Source organism: Ilumatobacter sp., assembly GCF_039969435.1.
Taxonomy (GTDB): domain Bacteria; phylum Actinomycetota; class Acidimicrobiia; order Acidimicrobiales; family Ilumatobacteraceae; genus Ilumatobacter_A.
This window is the reverse complement of record NZ_JBDVNU010000018.1, coordinates 1-5,184: the sequence shown is the minus strand read 5'-3', so window position 1 is coordinate 5,184 and position 5,184 is coordinate 1. Positions and strand designations below refer to the sequence as shown.

The following is a 5,184-nucleotide window of genomic DNA, read 5'->3' as shown; positions in this document are numbered from 1 at the left end:
ACGTGCGACGGTGTGTCGATGAGGAGCGGACGCGACCTTTCGACGTTCGATGACGCTGCTCTCGTTCGGGCGGTCGCGGGGGAGGACGTCGACGCATTGCGTTGTCTGTATGACCGGCACGTCCCGTGGTTGGTCGCCCGGTTGCGGTCTCGCTGCTTCGATGACGCGTTGGTCGCGGATGCTGTCGAGGACACGTTTCTTGCGGTGTGGAACGGGGCGCACCGGTGGCGTGGCGACGGTGATGTCGGTGCGTGGATCTGGGGAATTGGTGTGCGCCAGTTGGTGACGCATCTGCGTCGAGCGGGCCGCCATGCCCGGCCGTCGCCGCTGCCGGAGGTGTGGACCGCGGCGAGTGCAGAGGAACGCGTGTTGGACCAGGTCGCCTTCGGTGATGTCGGTCGAGCGCTGTCGCGGTTGTCGCCGGAGTTGTTGGAGGTGGTGCAGGCAATGGTGTTCGACGGGCTGACGGCACGGGAGGCGGGACGGATGCTCGGCGTCCCGGAGGGCACGGTGAAGGGGCGGATCCGCAAGGCCAAGGCCGAACTTCGAGATGCGCTCGGCACGACCACGTTCGAGTTGGGAGATCTCCGATGAATTCATGGCATGTCGACGAACGAGCGCTGCGGGCGTATGCCGAGCGCGAACTCGTGGCGCTCGAGCGAGCTTCGGTCGAGGCGCACGTGATGGGGTGTGGGTCGTGCCGTGGTGAGCTGGGGCGTGTCGCTCGTGGATGGGTTGGCACGGTGTCGTTCGAGGATCTGTGGGGGCGAGTGCAGACACGGGTCGAGGTCGCGCCGTCGGTTCGCACCGCCCGTTGGCTCCAACGGATCGGGGTAGCCGACTCCGACACGGTGGTCGTTCGCCAGATCGCCAGACAGTGCCTGCAGTGGACGATCGCGGCAACGCTGGTGTTGGCCTTGGCGGCGCTTGCGGCGACGCTCGGTCTGCACGACTCGGCACAACTCGGGTTCGTCCTGATCGCACCTCTGCTCCCCGCATTGGGTGTGGCTGCGACCTATCGCCTCACCCCGACCACGACTGCGGCACTCGAGATCACGTCGCCGTACTCGCCCGCGCGATTGCTGTTGTGGCGCACTGGCTACGCGGTCGCCACCGCAGTACCGGCCTCGGTCGCGTTCGGAGCCGTCATCCCCGGCGATCCGTGGATGGCCGTTGCCTGGCTCCTGCCGGGTGGGGCGTGCACCGCTCTGGTACTGGTCGCCGCCACCTGGACCGACCCGGTCAGGCCGGCAGTGGTGGTGGCTGTCAGTTGGCTCGGAATCGTTGCGAGCTGGCAGGTGCGGCACGTCCCTGATGCGGTCGTCACGCCTTCGACCCAGCTCCTTTCGCTTGCTGTCGCCCTCGCTGCTGGGGCTGTGTTCGCCCGTCGCCTGCTCGTCCTACGAGTCCCCGTTCTCTGATCCGAAAGGCCCTTCGATGAATCTCACCATTCGCCTCGACCACGTCACCCGCCGGTACCGCGACGCCGTTGCCCTCGACGACATCAGCTTCCAGATCGGAACCGGGGTCACGGCATTGCTCGGACCGAACGGCGCAGGCAAGACCACGCTGCTGTCTCTGCTGTCGACGGCAGCCGCACCCGACAACGGAACCGTCGAGGTGTTCGGACACCGCGCCGACGGGACTCTCGCGGAGCGAACAGCGATCCGTCGCCGGCTCGGCTTCCTACCTCAAGAGGTCGAGTTCCCTTCGGGCATGACGGCGTTCGGGTTCCTGGAGTACATCGCTGTGCTGAAGGAATGGAACGACAAGACGGCACGCCACCGCGAGGTCCGTCGCGTGCTCGACGCGGTGCAGTTGGCTGACCGGCCCACGATCAAGATCCGCAAGCTGTCAGGTGGCCAGCGCCGCCGACTCGCGTTCGCGCAGGCGCTCATCGGCGATCCGGACCTGTTGATCCTCGACGAACCCACCACGGGCCTCGACCCGGAACAGCGAGCCGTGTTCCGGGCCACGCTGTCCGAACGTGGTCGCCACGGCACGGTGCTGCTCGCCACCCACCAGACCGAGGACGTCGGCGCCGTCTGCGATCAGGTCCTGGTCCTCGATCGTGGTCGGGTCGCGTTCGCCGGTGATGTGCCGTCGTTCATCGACTCCGCCCGGGGACGAGTGTGGGTCGACGATGCGCCCGTTCCGAACGCAGTCGCCAGCTGGCGCGACCCCAATCGGCGCGTGAGATCCGTCGGCGGTGAGCCGCCGCCGACGGCCGAGCCCGTCGACCCGACGGTGGAGGACGCCTACCTCCTTCTCGTCGGGCCGACCCCGGGCGTAGAGGTGGCGGCATGAACGCGACGACACTCACCATCGTGACGGCGCCCGACCGGTCGTCGGCGACGCCGGCATGGTTGCTGCTGGCGCGAATGGAGATGATCCGCTACGCGCGCCGTCCGGCGTTCGTGCTCGGGGCAGGGTTGACGTTGGCTGCGCTGGTGCCGTACCTCGACGCGGGCGAGCCCGTCGACGAGTTGTCGATGATCGCTCCCGCGGCGTTGATCGGACTGATCGGGATCACCGTGAGCGCCCAGAGGGTGTGGGCGTCGGACCGGTGCGCCGACGCGGCGGGTTCGACACCGGTGCCGATGGCGACCCGCACGCTTGCTCATCTCGCTGCGTGCCTCGTCCCATTCGGGGTCGGGCTGCTCTTCGTCGCTGTCAGCTATGCGCGGTACCTGACCGACCCTCCGCCCGCAAACGGGTACGCGGCACTCATGTCGGACAGTTGGGTGCTCGCAGTGTGGTTCGCGCTCGGCGCGGTGAGCTGCCTCGGCGGCCCGATCCTCGGAGTCCTCATCGCGAGGATGACCGACCGTCGAGCCGTCCCGATCCTCACAACGGTCGGACTCGTCGCCCTCGCCATCGTCTTCCAAGGCCTCTTCGAACCTCTGCGCCGCATCCGGGTCTTCGTGCCGTGGACCTATTGGGGAGGACCGTTCGGCATCGACAGCGACCCGCAACGCTCCATCGTCCTCACCGGATCGCCGCACTGCTGGGTGCTGTACCTGCTCGCTCTGTGCGCCGTCGCTGCGTTGATGGCGCTCCGGCAGGATCGAACCTGGCGATCACCGCGCAACCGGGCAGCATTCGCCGCGCTCCTCGTCACTGCCGTGATCACCTGTCTGTTGGCCATGTGGACCGGCACCCCGGACACGATCATCAACCCTCTCCCCGGCGATGAAACGAGCTGGGGCGGGTGAGTCCCGCCGTCGCAGTGCGTGCGCTCGCCCACTACAGCCGAGCGGCGACACCGTGGGGGCTCCTGGCGACGACTGCTGTCGTCGCGGTCGGGCTCTTGTTGATCGTGGCTCGCTGGCCGGCGGTGATGTGGCCGCTGCACGGCGCCACGATCGGTCTGCTCGCCGGTGTGTCGGCGTGGTCGGCCGATGAACGATGCGCGGCGGTCGTCGACATCACGCCACGCCCGCTGTGGTGGCGCACCCTGGCCCGAACACCCGCCACCCTTCTGCTCACTGCGGTCTGGATCGCAACACATCTCGCGGTGCGCGACCGACTCCCCGAACACCTCGGCGTCCTCGTGCTCCAAGGAACCGTCGCCGCCGTCGCCGGGTTCTCCGCCGCGACATGGAAGCGAACGAGTGGGAACCCGGAACCGGGACAGCGGATCGCTCTGTTCATCTGCCCGGCGGCAGTGGCGATCGCGCTGGCGAAGCCGTGGAGCACGCACGCACCGGTGTTCCCGATCTGGCCGCACGAGGACTGGCACCGAACGACGGTGATCTGGTCCGTCACAGCCGGGCTCGCGGTCCTGGTCATGACCGCCGCGATGCAGCGCGACGTCGCCGAGGGCCACCGATGATCCCGATGGCCGACATCGAGCGACAGATGCAACGTCAGGAGCAAACACACACACACCCACCCGAGGAGACCTTCGTGAACTCATTCCGTCCCATCGCCGCCGCCGTTGTCACCGTCGCGTCGTTCGCCCTCAACGCGTGCGGCGACGACGACGATGCGTCCGCATCGACGACTGATCTCACGGCGTTCTGCGCGAAGGCCGCCGAGACCAACCAGCCCGGCACCCTTCCCACACCAGAACTCCTCGCCGAGTATCAGGCACTCGCACCCGACGAGATCTCCGACCCCGTTGCCGTGCTCGTCGACGCGTTCGCAGCGGCCGGCGACGACCCGACCGCCGCCTTCTCCGAACCCGACGTCGTCACGGCCATCGAGCAGATCACCGCCTTCGAAACCGAACGGTGCGGCCTCGAACCACAACAGCCGGGCAACTGATGCCGCCCGAACGACAAGCTGCGGAGGCGAGGACCACCGTGAGGGTCGACGTGTCACCATCGAAGGCATCGACCGTGCGGACCGTCCATTTCACATCGTCGGATGAGCGAACCGGTCCAGCGGCGCTGAGGCGCTCGTCCCACATCCTCGCCGTTCGCTTGGATCGTCGGGCAGAGGTCGCGTCGTGAACTCTCCAGTTCTGCGCCCTGCGACCGCCGACGACCTGTCGACGATCCACTCGATCCTGCTGCGCGCCGAGGCGGCCGACGACATCGCTCGCGTGATGGAGTTCGACGAGGTGTGCGAGGAACTCGACGACGACCGCGTCCCGCTCGCCACCCACGTCTGCATCGCGGAACTCGACGGCCAGGTCGTCGGCTACGTCTACGCCCTGCACCTGCCGAGCGACGTGAAAGAGGAACGGTGCTACCTCTTCGGCAACGTCGACCCGCCCCATCGTGGCCTCGGCGTCGGACGCGAGTTGATGGCCTGGGGCATCGAGCACGCACGTTCGCTCCTGACGTCGTCGGGGCGCGACCTGCCGCGCCACGTGCGCCTGCAGATCTCGGAGTCGGCGTCCTCGGCACACGCGCTGATGGCCGCCATGGGGTTCACGATCGTGCGCTACATCGACGAGTTGATCCGCCCGCTCGACCAGGTCCCTCCGATGCCCGATGCCGCCGCGATCGACGGGGTCACGATCGCCGCGTGGCCCGACGACCGCGACGAGGAGATCCGCTGCGAGAAGAACGAGGCGTTCATGGACCACTGGGGTTCGACCCCGAGCAGTGTCGAGGACTGGAACGTCCAGGTCCGTGGGTTCGGCGCACGACCCGACCTCTCGTTCATCGCGCTCGACGACCGCGACCGGGTCGTCGGCCACGCCCTGAACCACCGGTACGAGGCCGACGACGA

At 67.9% G+C, this 5,184-nt stretch carries 7 protein-coding genes; all 7 read left to right on the top strand.

What is annotated here, in order from left to right; genetic code table 11:
• The first annotated feature begins 18 nt into the window (after positions 1 to 18).
• The gene (locus ABJK40_RS11110) at positions 19 to 594 is read left to right on the top strand and encodes an RNA polymerase sigma factor (RefSeq protein ID WP_348510268.1); all 576 of its coding nucleotides are present in this window, start codon (positions 19 to 21) and stop codon (positions 592 to 594) included.
• Positions 591 to 1,421, top strand: a complete 831-nt coding sequence (locus ABJK40_RS11105) for a zf-HC2 domain-containing protein (protein ID WP_348480682.1) — start codon at positions 591 to 593, stop codon at positions 1,419 to 1,421. Before ABJK40_RS11110 ends, ABJK40_RS11105 begins: the two co-directional genes overlap by 4 nt.
• A 16-nt stretch (positions 1,422 to 1,437) precedes the next feature.
• The gene (locus tag ABJK40_RS11100; RefSeq protein WP_348510267.1) at positions 1,438 to 2,307 is read left to right on the top strand and encodes an ATP-binding cassette domain-containing protein; all 870 of its coding nucleotides are present in this window, start codon (positions 1,438 to 1,440) and stop codon (positions 2,305 to 2,307) included.
• Positions 2,304 to 3,215: a hypothetical protein gene (locus ABJK40_RS11095; protein ID WP_348480680.1), complete on the top strand. Its 912-nt coding sequence runs from the start codon at positions 2,304 to 2,306 to the stop codon at positions 3,213 to 3,215. Before ABJK40_RS11100 ends, ABJK40_RS11095 begins: the two co-directional genes overlap by 4 nt.
• Entirely contained in the window at positions 3,212 to 3,835 is a 624-nt protein-coding gene (locus tag ABJK40_RS11090) for a hypothetical protein (protein ID WP_348480679.1), read from the top strand. Before ABJK40_RS11095 ends, ABJK40_RS11090 begins: the two co-directional genes overlap by 4 nt.
• Positions 3,836 to 3,909: 74 nt before the next feature.
• Entirely contained in the window at positions 3,910 to 4,269 is a 360-nt protein-coding gene (locus ABJK40_RS11085) for a hypothetical protein (RefSeq protein ID WP_348510266.1), read from the top strand.
• A gap of 184 nt (positions 4,270 to 4,453) precedes the next feature.
• On the top strand, positions 4,454 to 5,184 hold a 731-nt coding region (locus ABJK40_RS11080), incomplete at its 3' end, for a GNAT family N-acetyltransferase (protein ID WP_348480677.1).